The 15,748-nt window shown below is 39.3% G+C and carries 14 protein-coding genes and 1 other RNA gene; 1 reads left to right on the forward strand and 14 read right to left on the reverse strand.

Annotated features, from left to right (window positions below):
• Positions 1-266: 266 nt before the first annotated feature.
• From BG04_RS08125 to cymR, 8 genes are all read right to left on the reverse strand, one after another.
• Entirely contained in the window at positions 267-1,328 is a 1,062-nt protein-coding gene (locus BG04_RS08125) for an AI-2E family transporter (RefSeq protein ID WP_013059290.1), read from the reverse strand.
• Positions 1,329-1,441: 113 nt separating this feature from the next.
• Positions 1,442-1,576: a YrzQ family protein gene (locus BG04_RS29625; protein WP_013059291.1), complete on the reverse strand. Its 135-nt coding sequence runs from the start codon at positions 1,574-1,576 to the stop codon at positions 1,442-1,444.
• 25 nt (positions 1,577-1,601) lie between these two features.
• Complete coding sequence (locus BG04_RS08130) at positions 1,602-1,793, reverse strand: hypothetical protein (RefSeq protein ID WP_013059292.1); 192 nt, start codon at positions 1,791-1,793, stop codon at positions 1,602-1,604.
• A 141-nt stretch (positions 1,794-1,934) separates the two neighbouring features.
• Positions 1,935-4,292 (reverse strand): SF1B family DNA helicase RecD2, encoded by a 2,358-nt coding sequence (gene recD2 / locus BG04_RS08135; protein ID WP_034648822.1) that lies wholly within the window; start codon positions 4,290-4,292, stop codon positions 1,935-1,937.
• A 24-nt stretch (positions 4,293-4,316) separates the two neighbouring features.
• Positions 4,317-4,976: a tetratricopeptide repeat protein gene (locus BG04_RS08140; RefSeq protein WP_013085089.1), complete on the reverse strand. Its 660-nt coding sequence runs from the start codon at positions 4,974-4,976 to the stop codon at positions 4,317-4,319.
• 157 nt (positions 4,977-5,133) lie between these two features.
• Complete coding sequence (gene mnmA / locus BG04_RS08145) at positions 5,134-6,246, reverse strand: tRNA 2-thiouridine(34) synthase MnmA (protein WP_034648820.1); 1,113 nt, start codon at positions 6,244-6,246, stop codon at positions 5,134-5,136.
• Between the two features lie 106 nt (positions 6,247-6,352).
• Positions 6,353-7,495, reverse strand: a complete 1,143-nt coding sequence (locus BG04_RS08150; protein WP_034648817.1) for a cysteine desulfurase family protein — start codon at positions 7,493-7,495, stop codon at positions 6,353-6,355.
• 23 nt (positions 7,496-7,518) lie between these two features.
• Complete coding sequence (cymR, locus tag BG04_RS08155) at positions 7,519-7,935, reverse strand: cysteine metabolism transcriptional regulator CymR (RefSeq protein WP_013059297.1); 417 nt, start codon at positions 7,933-7,935, stop codon at positions 7,519-7,521.
• Positions 7,936-8,161: 226 nt separating this feature from the next.
• Here cymR and BG04_RS08160 point away from each other — a divergent pair, with 226 nt between their 5' ends.
• Positions 8,162-9,439 carry a replication-associated recombination protein A gene (locus BG04_RS08160; RefSeq protein ID WP_016765622.1) on the forward strand — a complete coding sequence of 426 codons (1,278 nt, stop codon included), beginning with the start codon at positions 8,162-8,164 and terminating at the stop codon, positions 9,437-9,439.
• 46 nt (positions 9,440-9,485) lie between these two features.
• On the opposite strand, the gene pstA is transcribed toward BG04_RS08160, so the two are convergent.
• From pstA to aspS, 6 genes are all read right to left on the reverse strand, one after another.
• Entirely contained in the window at positions 9,486-10,415 is a 930-nt protein-coding gene (gene pstA / locus BG04_RS08165; RefSeq protein ID WP_016765623.1) for a phosphate ABC transporter permease PstA, read from the reverse strand.
• Positions 10,412-11,299: a phosphate ABC transporter permease subunit PstC gene (gene pstC / locus BG04_RS08170; protein WP_013059300.1), complete on the reverse strand. Its 888-nt coding sequence runs from the start codon at positions 11,297-11,299 to the stop codon at positions 10,412-10,414. Before pstC ends, pstA begins: the two co-directional genes overlap by 4 nt.
• 124 nt (positions 11,300-11,423) lie before the next feature.
• Positions 11,424-12,308: a phosphate ABC transporter substrate-binding protein PstS family protein gene (locus BG04_RS08175; protein ID WP_013059301.1), complete on the reverse strand. Its 885-nt coding sequence runs from the start codon at positions 12,306-12,308 to the stop codon at positions 11,424-11,426.
• Between the two features lie 423 nt (positions 12,309-12,731).
• Complete coding sequence (locus BG04_RS08180) at positions 12,732-13,496, reverse strand: tRNA threonylcarbamoyladenosine dehydratase (RefSeq protein ID WP_034648810.1); 765 nt, start codon at positions 13,494-13,496, stop codon at positions 12,732-12,734.
• 162 nt (positions 13,497-13,658) lie between these two features.
• A non-coding RNA gene (gene ssrS / locus BG04_RS29630) (6S RNA) lies at positions 13,659-13,840 on the reverse strand.
• A gap of 118 nt (positions 13,841-13,958) precedes the next feature.
• Positions 13,959-15,737: an aspartate--tRNA ligase gene (aspS, locus tag BG04_RS08185; RefSeq protein WP_028410587.1), complete on the reverse strand. Its 1,779-nt coding sequence runs from the start codon at positions 15,735-15,737 to the stop codon at positions 13,959-13,961.
• Positions 15,738-15,748 lie beyond the last annotated feature (11 nt).

A 15,748-nucleotide genomic window follows, 5' to 3' on the forward strand; every position in this document is an offset into this window, starting at 1 on the left:
TGTAGCAGGGACGAGAGTTGAACTCGCGGTACCACCCTGATTATAAATGCCTAAAGCACTTATCACCTTCATAGCGTTAACGTTGCTGACACGGCAGGTTTTAGCCTGCACTCTGGACTAGCGTTCAGCTGCTCTTTGTTTAGCGCTTCTTTCAGCCAAGGAAGCCCTTCTCTAAAAACCAGTGTGCAACGTACTCGATCCATCATTGTGTTTAAAATATGTAGCGTTTTCTTATGGCGATATTATGACAAATTAACCGCTCTTTGTCAATGTTTGAGCGTATAAGAGCGGATATGCAAAATAGATATTTTAATGACTGCTAAAATTGGCACAGCCAAAATGAGACCCAATACTCCTCCAAATTCTCCTCCTAAAAGGAGCGCAAGCATGATAAACAAAGGATGAATATGAAGACTCTTTCCTACGATAAGCGGAGACAGCACATTTCCCTCTAGAAATTGCAGCACAAAGATTATAATGACAATGGTAATAACCAACTTTATCGAGATTGTGGCTGCAATAATAGCCGCTGGAACCGCACCAATAATCGGGCCAAAATAAGGAATGATATTCGTTACGCCAATAATGAAGCCTAAAAGAAGTGCATAAGGTACATGAAAGAACCACAGTGCTGCTGTGGCAATCACACCAATAATCAGACAAACAAAAAATTGCCCTCTAATGTAATTGCCGAGCGATTCATTCACATCCGATAAAAAACGTTCGCCTGGTTTGTGCCACTTTTTAGGCGTGACATAAGCTGTTGCTTTCTTAATAGAGGAAAAATCCTTCAGCATATAAAAAACAATAAATGGAATAATGATTAAAATCAAAAAAGAAGTAATCAATGACTTTAATCCTTCGGCCACTTTTGTAAGCCACACGTTGAGCGTAGCCTCTACATCATCAATGCTGCCTTCAATTTTCTCATGTACACCGTTTGGAAGTGAAGTTGTACGATCATGAATCGATTCTACCCAATGTCTATATGTATTCGTAAAATGAGGCAGCTGTTCGTTTAAATCTTTTACTTGTTCCACAAAAATAGGGTACGACTTATAGGCTCCAAACCCAATTCCTCCAAAAAAGATGATGTAGATCAGTAAAATAGCTAGAGGACGAGGCACGCCTTTATCATGCGTTTTTTCAATAAGCGGATGAAGTAAATATGTAATGAATGCTGCAATAAAAAAAGGCAGCAGTGCTTTTAAAAACATGTAAATAACAGGAAGCCATAAAAACTGGACTTTAAAAAAGACTAATATGCACAGCAGCGCTAATAACAGCAGTCCGAATCTATAGAACCATTTGAATGAACTATCTTTCAACGTAAACTCCTCCTCTCTTCTATTTTTTGATAAAGAAAGGAGTTTATACATGCTGTTGTCTCTTCTGCCTGCAAAAAAGCACTATTGCAGCTCAGTGCAATAGTGCTTTTTTATTAGTGAATAGCTTTCATCATACGTTTACGCATTTTTTTCATATTTCTTTTTGTAAACATCTCTCGATCATCTGCCATTTTAAATGCATAAGCTCCAAGACCGAAAGCGACTACTGACGGAATGATTCTGCCCATTGCTCTTCCTCCCGGTAAAAAAGAATTAGAAATTAATTGTGCGCTCGTCGTCTGAGAACAAATCATCAAGCGAGCTCAATGTTCCATCTTCTTCTACTTGGTGAGTATTAATTTGTCCTTTTGAAATAGTCATTTCAATAAAACAATTCCAGCAGTAATACTGATTTACACCAATTTTGCCAACGTCAATACTTTTACAGTTTGGACATTTAAACAAAGTCGACACCTCTTTATACGTTCTACTTATATAAACGCATTATGTCCACTTCTTTCCATGTCCATACTTTATTTTCTGACAATTAGCAAAGAAGGATGGCAACAAAGGAGTTTATTTAACTCTTTGTTAGCATACGAAAGGTTACATGAAATCATACGGCGTAACGTTTTCCATCCCAATATTTGCATCTTTCATAAATGGAATTTCGGGATCTTCTATGTCGTTATCCAAGCTTTCTCGAAGCAACGGCTGTAAATTCGTTTGTCGGATGCTGTCTTCATTTCGGCTGACGCCAAGCTGAAACGCTTCGTCTTCGCCGCATAAAATTAAAAACTGTTTGCTTCGCGTAACAGCGGTATAAAGTAAATTGCGTCGCAGCATCCGGTAATAGCTTTTAACAATTGGAAGCACAACAATGGGAAATTCACTTCCCTGTGATTTATGAATGGAACAGCAGTATGCATGAGTTATTTGATTAAAGTCTTGCTTTGTGTAAGTTACTTCATTTCCTTCATATGAAATAACCAGCATATCCTGTTTTTCCGTATTTTCTTTGGCAAAGAAAACCGAGACGATTTCTCCCATATCTCCGTTAAATACGTTGCTATCCGGCTGATTTACAAGCTGCAGCACTTTATCTCCCACTCGGTACGTGATATCTCCGTGCTTAAGCTCTCTTCTTTGCTCGGAAGCCGGGTTGAATAATTCCTGAAGAACTTCATTCAGCTTATCAATACCTGCAGGACCTTTATACATAGGAGCTAGAACTTGAATATCTTTAGCCGTATAGCCTTTTTTTAACGCATTCCCGCAAACTTGTTGCACGACGTTCGTGATGTGCTGTCCTTGACAACGAATAAAAGAACGATCTCCTTGCTGCCTTGATAAGTCTTCCGGAAGCTTTCCTTTTTTTATTTCATGAGCCAAATCAATAATTGACGATCCTTCCGCTTGCCGGTATACATCTGTAAGACGGACGGTAGGAACTACTTCTGAACTCAGTAAATCTTTTAACACCTGTCCCGGACCTACTGAAGGAAGCTGGTCTTCGTCTCCAACTAAAATAACCTGTAAATTAGCAGGAAGAGATTTAAACAGCTGATGAGCAAGCCACAAATCTACCATTGATACTTCATCCACAATCAGTAATTTTCCGTCAATTGGATTTTCCTCATTATGATCAAATCCTTCTTGTCCGTTCCATTTTAATAATCTGTGAATGGTAACTGCTGGAAGTCCCGTCGCTTCGCTCATTCGTTTAGCAGCGCGTCCAGTAGGTGCCACAAGTAAAACAGGAAAAGCTTCATCTTTTTTATAATCCCCTGGATTTAACGAACATCCGTGAAGTTCTGCATAGAGTTCGACTATTCCTTTAATAACCGTTGTTTTCCCTGTACCTGGTCCACCTGTTAAGAGAAGCATCGGAGACATTAAAGCGGTTTGTATGCCCTTGCGCTGAGAAGGTGCATATTGCACGTCTAATCGCTCTTCTAGTTCACCCAGTGCCAATAAGAATTCTGATTCTGGAAACTGCTCTTCGTACTGCGTTTGAGCCATAATTTTTTGAATAGCTTTAACCAGCCCTTTTTCAGCATAGAAAAGGGGAGGAAAATAAATTTTTTCGTCTTGAATGATAAGCTTTTTGTCTGCTTTTAATGCGTCCACTTCTCTTGTAAGATCCATTTCAGACAGATTCTCATGCCTGCTTTTTCGAAGAAGCTCTGCTGTTTTTCCATACAGCTGATCTGCCGTGACGTATACATGTCCCATTTGATTGCATTCTTGCTCAATGACATATAAAATACCTGCACGCAAACGATCAGGATGATTGGTTGCCATACCAAGCCTCTTTCCAAGTTCATCGGCCCTGCTAAAGCCAATACCCTGAATATCTTCTACGAGCTGATAAGGATTATTTTGAACAATTTCAAGCGCTTCTTGTTTGTACGCTTGGAAAATCTTCATCGAAAGCTGCGGTCCAAATCCAAGGTCTGTCAGCTTTACCATTACTTCTTCTAACCCTTGATGTTCACGAAGCTGCGTGACTAAAGCTTCTGCCTTGTCGGCTGAAAGCCTCGGAACCTCTTTTAGCACAGACTCATTTTGCAAAATACGAAAAATAGCGCGTTCTCCTAGAGCGTCCACAATGTTTTCAGCAGTTTTTTTACCGATTCCGTGAAATAAATCGCTAGACAGGTACTGAACAACCCCTTGCCTTGATTGCGGAAGTTCTTTTTTAAACTGTTCAACATGAAACTGCAGACCAAACTTTGGATGCTCTTTGAAGTCTCCGTAAAACGTGTATACTTCATCTTCATTCAGCTTAGGAAAATAACCTGTGACGACCGTTTCTTTATCTTCAATCTCTAAATTTGTTTTTTTGATCCGTATCCGCGTAACGTTATATAAGTTTTCTTCGTTATGAAAGACGGTTACAATCGACGTGCCGCTTATATAATGACGTTCTGGCTGTGAAGGGTTCACTTGTTCTTCGTTCATGTTATCCTTCCTTTACCCGCTTTCTTAATGTTCTAATGTAGACAGAACTTGTTTGGCATTTGCTGCCATTACGTGATCTGGCTGCACGTTTAAAGCTTCATCTAACATCTCAATCGCCTTGTCTTTGTCATCTTTCATGGCATACGCTACGCCTAAATTATAAAAAGCATCGGCATGTTCTGGCTCTTGATTGACTACCTTAAGGAATTCAGCAATTGCTTCATCTACCATTTCGAGCTGTGCTAAACAAAGACCGTACTGAAATTTTGCTTCTACATCATGTTCGTTTAGTTCTACCGCCCGCTGAAGATAAGGCATCGCGAAACGAATTTCTTCCATATGAAACAGCGTTAAACCAAGCATAAAGTACGCATCGGATGAATCTAAGCCTTTTTTGATTGCTAAATCAAAGTAGTGCTTTGCCTGTTCAAGCTGCTCTGCATTAAAATAAATATTTCCTGCTCCGTAATACGCTGTTGCCGTTTCTTCATCTAATTCAATCGCACGTTCATAAAATTTCAAAGCACGATCCATCTCACTAACAGCCGCTAACAAATTGCCAAAATTCACATACACAATTGGATCTTTTGGATTATCTTCAATTGCTTCTGAAAATGTTTTAGCAGCCTCTTCAAATTTCCCTTCCTGCATATACTGAATTCCTAGCTGATTTTTATCTGTCATTTTTTCGTTCACTCCACTGTTTTAGTTATGATTTAAGAGATTTTCACATCATGAAAATCTAGAATATGTAAGTTATTAGTTTACCCAATAAGTAAAGTATATCATAGAAAAACCTCAGCTATATACGGCCGAGGTTTTTCGTTCTTGCTTATATGAATTATACGTACCAGATTTGCTCTTCTTCTTGAAATACTTTGTCAATTGTTGCTCCGCCAAGACATTCATCATCTTTGTAAAACACAACTGCTTGACCTGGCGTAATTGCGCGAACAGGTTCAGCAAAAATAACCTTAATTGTATTATCATCGACTTTTTCAACGGTTACTGCTGAATCAGTTTGACGATAGCGGAATTTTGCTGTGCACGTCATTGGTGACGACCAGTCACGTTCGCTTACCCAGCTGACATTGGTTGCTGTGAGAGATGTAGAATAGAGCAGCTCATTGTGAAAGCCTTGATCGACGTACAAAACATTTTTTTCTAAATCTTTTCCGACTACAAACCAAGGTTCACCGCTGCCTCCAATACCTAAACCATGGCGTTGGCCAATTGTATAGTACATGAGACCGTCGTGCTTGCCTTTTACTTCGCCGTCAAGCGTTTGCATTACACCTGGCTGAGCAGGAAGATACTGACTTAAAAATTCTTTGAAGTTGCGTTCACCAATAAAGCAAATACCTGTGCTGTCTTTTTTCGTTGCTGTAGCAAGGCCTGCTTCTTTCGCAATTTCACGCACTTTTGATTTCTCAATTTCACCAATCGGGAACATTACTTTTGAAAGCTGATCTTGTCCTAATTGATTTAAGAAATACGTTTGATCTTTATTTCCATCTACGCCTCGAAGCATTTTATACTCCCCGTCGCGGTACGCAACGCGTGCATAATGTCCTGTCGCTAGATAATCTGCTCCTAGCGTCATTGCATGCTCTAAAAAGGCTTTGAATTTAATTTCTTTATTACACATTACATCAGGATTCGGTGTACGACCTGCTTTATATTCATCTAAAAAGTAGGTAAATACTTTATCCCAATATTGTTTTTCAAAGTTGACTGCATAGTAGGGAATACCAATTTGATTACATACGCGAATAACATCGTTATAATCTTCAGTCGCAGTACAAACGCCGTTTTCATCCGTATCGTCCCAGTTTTTCATAAAGATTCCGATCACATCGTATCCTTGTTGTTTTAATAAAAGAGCTGCTACGGATGAATCAACGCCTCCGCTCATTCCGACTACTACACGTGTATCTTTAGGTGATTTTGTCAACTTCGCCACCTCCGTTTTCTTCATTTTAATTAAATTGTTCGCTAAAAAGCGAAAGAAACGACACAAACCATCAGTGAGGGATGAAGACCCTACTGATGGCTGCTATTTACATCGTTAGTCGCTTAACGATGTTTGCTGTTTGACGTGCGGTTTTTTCAATTTGCTCAGCTGTGTTTCCTAAGCCAAAGCTAAATCGAATAGAAGTTGTTAAACGTTCAGACCCTTTTCCAAACATAGCTACAAGCACATGAGAAGGATCGATTGCTCCCGCTGTGCAAGCTGAACCGCTTGATGCCGCAATTCCTGCTAAGTCTAAATTCACGAGCATCGATTCAACATTTGTTTTTGGAAATGATAAATTTAACACATGTGGCAGAGAATTTTCAAGATGTCCGTTAATTTCAAAGGAAATACCTTCTTCTTTCAACACAGCTACCATTATTTCTTTGTATCTTCTATATTCATCTGCACGTGTTTGCAGCGTTTGTTGCGAAATTTTCACAGCCTCTTCAAACCCGACAATACTTGTCATGTTCTCAGTTCCAGCTCGTCGTTTGCGCTCTTGTTCTCCTCCAAATAGCAAAGGAGACAGTGAAACGTGAGCAGCTGCATATAAAAAGCCCATCCCTTTTGGTCCGTTAATTTTATGAGCCGAAACGGATAAAAGATCGACACCTAATTGTTGCACATTTAACGGAATTAATCCATAAGCTTGCACTGCATCCGTGTGGAAATATGCTCCATGCTCTTTTAATAGAACTCCAATTTCCCCAATTGGCTGAATAGCACCTACTTCATTATTTCCAAACATCACCGACACAAGAATTGTTTGATCGGTTAGGGCTGATTTTATTTCATCTACAGATACTTGTCCGTACTCATTAACTGGTAAGTAAGTCACTTCAAAGCCCTGTGTTTCTAAATATTCACACGTATGAAGCACAGCGTGGTGTTCAATTTGCGTGGTAATAATATGATTTCCTTTATGGCGGTTTGCAAGAGCTACTCCGATCAGTGCCATATTATCTGCTTCTGTCCCACCACTTGTAAAAATCAGTTCATTTTCGTGTGCTCCAATACTTGCTGCAATCGCTTGGCGAGCTTCGTCTAAATAGCGTCGACTTTCCCGCCCATAGTGATGAATACTAGACGGATTTCCAAAGTACTCATGCATAAATGTCGTCATTTTCTCAACGACTGCTGGATGTATTGGAGACGTTGCTGCATGATCAACATAAATACGTTCCAAAATAAACGCCTCCTAGCTCATTATTAAATATAAAACATATAAGACGCTTGATCATCATCAGAATGATTTGCTAAATCTTCAAGCGTTGTACTATCTAGCACTTCTTTAACCGCATCTCGAATACGAATCCACAGCTCGCGTTTTGCAGGCTCTTCATCTTCAATTCCTTCTACAGGACTAATAGGACCTTCTAAAACAGAAATAATATCACCAGAAGTAATGTTAGCAGGTTCATGGGCTAAGATGTAACCGCCATAAGCTCCGCGCACGCTTTTTACAAGCCCAGCGTTACGCAGCGGTGAAATAAGCTGCTCTAAATAATGTTCAGATAAGTCATGCGTTTGAGCAATAGTTTTAAGCGAGATAGGACCTTCGCCAAAGCGCTTCGCAAGCTCAATCATAATCGTTAAACCGTAGCGTCCTTTTGTTGAAATTTTCATACGATACACTCCTTCAATACACTTTTTTTATTTATGAAAAAAATAAGACCCTCACGTTGTCACTGAATGCTGTGATGAGTCGTTTTTTACTAAGCTATATGAACTTCTCTATATGCATTTCTTGCAAATGTAACTGTTGATATTATAACATACTATGCCTATAAGATAAATTTCCACCACCTATTCACCGCTTGTGATACAGTGAAAGAAAAGAAAGGAGAAAAACATGGCTACAAAACCTCTCGCATTTCGAATGCGTCCGACTCATTTAGATGACGTTATCGGACAGCAGCATTTAGTTGGCAAAGATAAAATGATTTATCGAATGGTAAAAGCAAATCACTTAAGCTCGATGATTTTATATGGACCTCCAGGCGTTGGAAAAACAACAATTGCCACAGCTATTGCAAAAACAACCAACACGGCGTTTCGTCAGTTAAATGCCGTTGTAAACAATAAAAAAGATATGGAAATTGTCGCCGAAGAAGCCAAAATGTCAGGCAAAGTAATTCTGCTGTTAGATGAAGTTCATCGGCTTGACAAAGCTAAGCAAGACTTTTTGCTTCCTTACTTAGAAAACGGCATGATCATTCTAATCGGAGCGACAACAAGCAATCCTTATCACGCAATTAATCCTGCTATTCGAAGCAGATGCCAAATCTTCGAATTAAAATCTCTTACGCCAGATGATATCAAAATGGCGCTAACAAGGGCGCTCAACGATCCATCAAACGGATTTGGGGATAGAAAAATCATCGTAGAAGATGACGCCATGAACCACTTTGCCAATAGCTGTAACGGTGACGTGCGCTCGGCTTTGAATGCTCTGGAACTGGCTGTTTTATCAACAGGTGAAAGCGATGGTAAAATCGTTATTACCTTACAAACAGCAGAAGAATGTCTGCAGCAAAAATATTTTTCACATGATAAAAATGGTGACGCTCACTATGATGTATTATCGGCTTTTCAAAAATCGATTCGCGGCAGCGACGTAAATGCCGCTCTTCATTATTTGGGACGGCTAATTGAAGCAGGAGACTTGATCAGCATCAATCGTCGCCTTTTAGTCATTGCGTATGAAGACATTGGACTAGCTGATCCGGATGCCGGCATGAGAACTCTCGCAGCTATTCAAGCAACTGAGCGATTAGGACTCCCAGAAGCACGTATCCCGCTTGCAAACGCCGTTATTGAGCTTTGTCTATCACCGAAGTCCAACGCTGCTTACAAAGCATTAGATGAAGCGATAAGCGATATTAAAAAAGGGTTTTCCGGCGACGTTCCCCCTCATTTGAAGGATGCTCATTACAAAGGAGCAGAGAATCTTGGCCGAGGCGTTGAATATCAATACCCGCATGATTTTGATAACGGATGGGTCCTTCAACAGTATTTACCGGATCGCATCAAAAACAAACAATATTTTCATCCTAAACAAAATGGACAAGAAAAATACTTTTCAAAAGTTTTCAATCGTTTAGAGACATTAAAAAAAGAAAATGGCTGAAACTGTTGCTCAGTTTCAAAGCCATTTTCTTTTTTGTCTTTATCTATTAAGCTGCACTTTTAACTTCTTTGCGTTTTTTCGTTTTTGTTGAACCTTTAAAGTAGCTGTCTAAAAGTTTAGCGACTAAACGAGCGATTATGTTAAACAACAGAACCATAATGATTAGAATAGCAGCTGACTTTGTTGCAATCAATCTTGCATCAGGTACGATTCCTTCAGAGTTTAATTTCCAAATGTGAACGGCAAGCGTCTCTGCTGGTCGAAAAATATTAAACGGGTTTACAGGACTCGTTAAGTCAGCATTTGAATTTAACATCGGCGTGGTTAAGCCAGCCGTATAAATCAACGCAGCTGCCTCTCCAAAGATTCGTCCCGCTGTTAAAATAACGCCTGTGATAATTTGTTGAATCGCTGATGGAATGACGACTTTGACAATTGTTTGCCATTTAGTCGCACCCAACCCTAAACTCGCTTCTTTTACACTCGCAGGAACAGATGCAATCGCACTTTCACATACGCGCGTTAAACCCGGTAAATTTAAAATTGTAATCACAAGTGCTCCACCGATAAGCGTATAGCCCCAGCCTGAAAATGTGACAAAAATTAATAATCCAAATAAACCAACTACAATGGACGGTAATGACGCCATTGTTTCAATACATAAGCGGACGAAATTTAAGAAACGACCTTGCTTCGCGTACTCCGCTAAGTAAATTCCGGCTCCTAAACCAAGAGGAATAGAAATGATCAGCGTTAAAACAAGCATGTAGAACGAGTTAAACAGCTGAGGTCCGATACCGCCTCCCGCCATCGTATTGCTTGGCTTTCCAAATAAAAAGTTCGGGTCCCAAAACCCCCAGCCTTTAGCGATAATTTCAACAACTAAATACACTAATAGCAACACAACTAGAGCGGCAATGCCATAAAAAATACCTGTCCATATATTATTTACTGTGCGTGCATTTTTGTTTCTCATTGATGAGCACCTCGTTTCCCAATTGCTCGGATAATTAAAATGAACACGAAAGAAATAAGCAGTAAAATCATAGCTAACGTCCACAATGCGTTATTCCATGCCGTTCCGTTTAACGTATTAGACATATCCATTGTTAAAATACCTGTTAATGTTGCCGTTGGACTATATAAGCTTTCAGGAAGCTTAACCGTGTTTCCGATAACCATTTGAACAGCTAGCGCTTCTCCGAATGCGCGGGCAAGTCCTAACACGATACCTGTTAAAATACCTGTTTTAGCAGATGGAATAATGACTCGGCTAATTGCCTGCCATCTTGTTGAACCTAGTCCATAAGAAGCTTCTAAATATTCAGGTGCTACGCTTCGAATTGCATCGTCAGCAATACTTGCAATTGTCGGAAGAATCATGACGCTTAAGACAATAATTCCGGCAATCAAACTAAAGCCCACTCCGCCGAAGTTATCGCGAAGAAGCGGTACTAAAATGGTAACCCCTAAAAGGCCGTATACCACTGAAGGAACTCCGACTAAAAGTTCTAAAACCGGTCGTAAAACCGTTGAACCAAATTTAGGCGAAATATAGTTGTTAAAAATGGCGATAGCAATTCCAATTGGAGCACTTATAATCACGGCTCCGATTGATACAAGCATGGAACCCAGAATAAACACAAGTGCCCCGTATTCTTTATTGTTTGGGCTCCATTTTGTTGAAGTCAACATTTCACCGATTGATATATTACTTTGTAAAAATGACTGTATGCCTTTTTCACAAATAAATACGATAATAGCTAACGTAACAAGTACAATTAGAATACCGCAAAATGTAGAAAGCGTACGGCCAATGTATTCGCTTTTTACATAATTAATGGATTTTTTCCCCTTCATCGCTCTGTCTCCTTACATATTCAGTATATATTCGCTTTTCTTTTTATTCGCTATATACTTTATTAACATTCAAATAGAATAAGACTGACTGTGTTAGTCAGCCCTATTCTTTTTAAAAACACTCTTATTTTTTGAACTCAGTCATTGGGATATATCCCATATCTTCTACTTGCTTAGCAAAGTCCTTACCAGCTACGTAGTCAATGTACTCTTTTGCACCATCTTTTGGCTCACCGTTTGTAATCATGTACTCATAAGACCAAAACGGATATTTTTTAGAAACAATGTTTTCTGTTGTTGGCTCTACACCATCAATATTAAGCATTTTTAAACTTTCTTTTTTATCGCCAATTAAATACGACATAGCAAGGTAACTTACTGCTCCTGGCGTTGAGTTTACTGATTGCTCAACCGCTCCGTTTGAATCTTGAGCTGTACCAACGCTGTCATTTACTTTTGCGTCACCCATTAATGTTTTCTCGAATGTAGCACGTGTACCAGATGATGCTGGACGGTTGATTACGTTAATTTTCTCGTCGTTTCCGCCAACTTCTTTCCAGTTTTTAATTTCACCAGAGAAAATCTTTTGAATTTGCTCTTTTGTTAACGATTCTACTTTTACATCTTTATTTACAACAAGTGCGAACCCAATACCCGCTACTTTCGTATCTACAAGTTTATCTGCTTTTGATTTATCTTCGATTTTATCGGCTGCTGGAACATCAGAGTTTCCAATGTCAACTGCTCCTGATGCTACTTGGTTAACACCCGTTCCACTACCTCCACCTTGTACCGTTACTGAAAGGTTTGGATATTTTTCAGTAATTCCATTCGCTGCTTCTTCTGCAAGTGGTTGTAAAGCTGTAGATCCCGCTGCTGTTAACGTACCTGACACTTCTTCTTTGCTGCCCGAACCACTGTCGTTGCTTGCTCCGTCTTTACCACATGCTGCTAGTGCTCCTACCATTAAAAAAGCTGCTAATGTTACTTTAAAACCCTTTGTTTTCATTACATTACCCTCCAATAAATATATGTGTAATTAGTACTAGTCCTTTGTACTCGAACAACAGGTACAAGACACATTATACGAGTAGATTGTTGTCTTTATATGAAGTGAATTTTAAGTTACTGTAAACTTACTTATTTGGGGTTTATTTTTTCTTATTTCTATTAAAACCCTTGAGATATAAGACTTTCTGGATATTACTGTAGAAGATACAAAAGAAAGAAAGCCAAAACGTAAATTTTATGTAAATAAAGCGTTAAATAAATTTACATAAATCTCTTTTTTTTAATACAGTGTAAATTCATCATCAATCCATATTTTTCAATTTATTAGTACTTTTTATACATATCAAACAGAAGATTCCATCCAAAGCATAAATAGAACAGATATTTCCATAAAAAAAAGAAGGCTACGATAGCCTTCTTTTTATTGATCACCTACGCGGCGAATCTTAATATCACTTAATAATTCATTGATAACATGACCGCCCATAATTAATCCTGCTACAGATGGAACAAAAGCATTAGAAGATGGGGGCATTTTCGCTTTTCGAATTTGCGCTTGATCGTTTCCTACTTCTTTGCGAACTTCTTCGCGAATAACGATTGGACGTTCATCAGAAAAAACGACGTTAATTCCTTTGCGAATTCCTTCTTTACGCAGACGAGTACGAACCACTTTTGCAATCGGATCTGTATGTGTCTTTGAAATGTCTGCAATTTTGAAACGTGTTGGATCCATTTTATTCGCAGCACCCATACTTGAAATAATCGGAATATCACGTTTTAAACATTCTTTCATTAAATGAATTTTATACGAAATCGTATCGGATGCATCCACTACGAAGTCCGGTTCGTAACTAAAGAACTCTTCATACGTTTCTTCCGTATAAAACATTTGAAGAGAAACGACGTCACAGTCTGGGTTAATATCCAAAATACGTTTTTTCATTAATTCTGTCTTGGGCTGACCTACCGTAGAAAGCAGCGCGTGAATTTGACGATTTACGTTTGTAATATCAACATCGTCTTTATCTACAAGAATTAAACGCCCTACTCCTGACCTAGCCAAAGCCTCAGCAGAAAACGACCCTACTCCTCCTATCCCTAAAATAGCAACTGTGCTGCCTTTTAAAGTAGCTAGCCCTTCTTTTCCTATCGCCAGTTCATTACGCGAAAACTGATGCAACATGTTAAAACACTCCTCTATTAAATACACTAACGTATATGAATAATTCAAATAAACAACGAAATTGACTATACCATATTTTTAGCAAAACGAACATGAGCATTCGTTATTTATCCATAAAAAAACTCTATGCAAATAATTACATAGAGGATTTTTTATATGTATGCTAGTCCCGATCGTGCCGTCTCGAGTGCCTTCGTTTTGAACCCGCTCTCGGCAGGTGGGTGCTCTGCTTTAACCATTGTAAGTCCTCGAGATGAGGCATGTACGCTCGTTAAAAACTCCGAGCTCCCAAGCAAAAAATTGTTCGGTCAAAACTGGATTAAGGACGAACACATCAGGACTATTTAGTTCTTGAAAGTATCTTATCACAGAAAAAATCACTTTGCAATTAATAAGTAAAACAAAAAAATCGAGCCTGTCACTGGAACGTGACAAGCTCGATTTAACAGACGGTTCAATCGATTACGCTTCTGTTTTTTGCTTTTTTACCTGCAAATGCAGCTCGTCTAATTGCGCTTCACTTACTTCACCAGGTGCATTTGTTAATAGACAGCTTGCACTTGCTGTTTTAGGGAAGGCAATTGTATCACGCAAGTTTGTGCGTCCTGCTAGAAGCATAACTAAACGGTCAAGACCTAACGCAATTCCGCCGTGAGGAGGAGTACCGTATTCAAATGCTTCAAGTAAGAAACCAAACTGCTCATATGCTTCTTCTAATGTAAATCCAAGCGTTTTAAACATTTTTTCTTGAATATCACGCTCGTAAATACGTAAAGATCCTCCGCCAAGTTCGTAGCCATTCAATACTAAGTCATATGCTTGTGCACGGACTTGTCCAGGATCGCTTTCTAACATTGGTAAATCTTCACGAACTGGCATTGTGAATGGATGATGAGCCGCGTAGTAACGGTTGTCTTCTTCGTCATGCTCAAGAAGAGGCCAATCTGTTACCCATAGGAAGTTAAATTTCGTTTCATCAATAATTCCTTGTTCTTTTGCAAGCTTTAGGCGAAGAGCGCCAAGTGCATCTGCTACAACTGACTTTTTATCAGCTACAAATAAAAGTAAATCCCCTTCTTCCGTTTGAAGAGCTTCCGCAAATTGCTTTTGCTCATCTTCATTGAAGAATTTTGCAATCGGTCCTTTTAAGCCGTCAGCTTCAACTTTCAGCCATGCTAACCCTTTAGCACCGTAAATTTTCACGAACTCTGTTAGAGCATCGATATCTTTACGTGAATAGCTAGAAGCGGCACCTTTTACGTTAATGGCTTTTACTTCTCCGCCGTTTTCAACTGCTGCGCTAAATACTTTGAACCCGCAGTCTTTCACAAGCTCTGATAAGTTGACTAGCTCCATTTCAAAACGTGTATCCGGCTTATCTGAACCGTAGCGACTCATCGCTTCATCATATGACATGCGCGGGAAAGGCGTCGTTATATCTAAATCTTTTACGCGCTTCATTACTTTAGACATCATTTCTTCCGTCATTGTCATGATGTCCTCTTGAGATAAAAATGATGTTTCAATATCGATTTGAGTAAATTCAGGCTGACGATCTGCACGCAAGTCTTCATCACGGAAGCAGCGAGCGATTTGATAATAACGCTCAACTCCGCTTACCATTAGCAGCTGCTTGAAGATTTGCGGTGATTGAGGAAGAGCATAAAACTCCCCTTCGTGCACGCGGCTTGGTACAAGATAATCACGTGCGCCTTCTGGCGTACTTTTCGTTAAAATAGGTGTTTCAACATCTAAAAAGTCATTTTGATCTAAGAAGTCACGAATTGTTTTTGTAATGTCATTGCGCATTTTAAGCGTGTTAAACATCTCAGAACGTCGAAGATCTAAATAACGATATTTTAATCGAACATCTTCTGATACTTCCGTTTGATCCGCAATAGCAAAAGGAGGTGTTTTGGCTTTGTTTAATACCGTAATCTGCTCAGCGTGAACTTCAATTTTACCTGTTTTTAAGTTCGGGTTAACGGTTCCCTCTTCACGAGCTACAACAGTTCCTTGCACTTCCAGTACGAATTCATTACGTACATCTTCAGCAATTTTTAGCGCTTCAGCAGATTTTTCAGGATTAAATACAACCTGTACAACTCCGCCGCGGTCGCGTAAATCAATAAAGATTAATCCCCCTAAATCACGGCGTTTTTGAACCCATCCTTTTAATAGAACTGTTTCGCCAGTTGCTTGTTCTGTTACATCACCACAGTAGTATGAACGTTTTGTCATCATGGTTCCCC

The organism is Priestia megaterium NBRC 15308 = ATCC 14581 (assembly GCF_000832985.1).
Taxonomy (GTDB): domain Bacteria; phylum Bacillota; class Bacilli; order Bacillales; family Bacillaceae_H; genus Priestia; species Priestia megaterium.